The organism is Ralstonia sp. RL (assembly GCF_001683835.1).
Taxonomy (GTDB): domain Bacteria; phylum Pseudomonadota; class Gammaproteobacteria; order Burkholderiales; family Burkholderiaceae; genus Ralstonia; species Ralstonia mannitolilytica.
The window spans coordinates 1-944 of sequence record NZ_LWRX01000102.1; the positions used below are offsets into that span (position 1 = coordinate 1).

The 944-nt window shown below is 68.5% G+C and carries 2 protein-coding genes; both read left to right on the plus strand.

Annotated elements, in window-relative coordinates; all coding sequences use genetic code 11:
- Nucleotides 1-774, plus strand: a 774-nt coding sequence (locus A6M56_RS10035) for a S49 family peptidase (RefSeq protein ID WP_286758092.1), incomplete at its 5' end; no start/stop codon positions are given.
- A 1-nt stretch (nucleotide 775) separates the two neighbouring features.
- The coding region (locus tag A6M56_RS10040) for a head decoration protein (RefSeq protein WP_286758093.1) at nucleotides 776-944 on the plus strand (169 nt) is incomplete at its 3' end.

Consider the following 944-nt stretch of genomic DNA (forward strand, 5'->3'; position numbering starts at 1 on the left):
GCCATCGGCTCGGCCGCCAGCCGCCTCGTGGTCACCCGGACCGCAGGCGTTGGCTCGATTGGCGTTATCGCCATGCACGCCGACCAGTCGGTGCGCGATGCCCAGGACGGCATCCGGTACACGACCGTGTTCGCCGGCGCGCGCAAGAACGACCTCAACCCGCACGAGCCGATCTCGGACGAAGCCCACGCCTTGCTCAAGCGCGAGGTGGATCGGATCTACGGCCTGTTCGTCGACACCGTGGCCCGCCATCGCGGCCTGAGCACGGACGCGGTGCGTGCCACCGAAGCCGGCGTGTTCTTCGGGCAGGACGCCGTTGCGGCAGGGCTGGCCGATGCCGTCGGCACCTTCGACGACCTGCTGACCGATTTGGCCGCAGCCCTTTCACCCCCCGCGCCATGTGCAAGCACGAGGCCGGAACACCTTCACCCACCACGACTGGAGCCTTTCATGAATGAACCCGGAACCCTTGCTGACCCTGGGCTTGGCGCTGATCCTGATCGCGCTGCTGGCGCGCATCCGCCGATGACCATCGAGGACGCGCAGGAGATCGCCGTGCTGTGCGCGCTGGCGGGCTGCCCCGAGCGCATCGCCGCTTACCTCGCCGCACGCACGCCACCCGCCCAGGTGCGCAGCCAGCTGCTGGCTGTCCGCGCCAGCGGACAGGAGATCAACAGCCACATCGCGCCGGATGCGGCCAAGCCGAATCCCCTATCCCTCCACGACAACCCCCTGGTGCAGGCGGCCCGCGCCCGCGCCGGCAAGGAGAAGTGACATGCCTGCCATCACCGAAGGCCTGAACCTGGGCGATCTTCTCAAGTACGAAGCGCCCAATCTCTATTCCCGTGACCAGGTCACGGTCGGCGCGGGCCAGAACCTGCCCCTGGGTGCGGTCGTCGGCCTGGTCACTGCCACCGGCAAGGCCAAGCAGATCGATCCGTCGG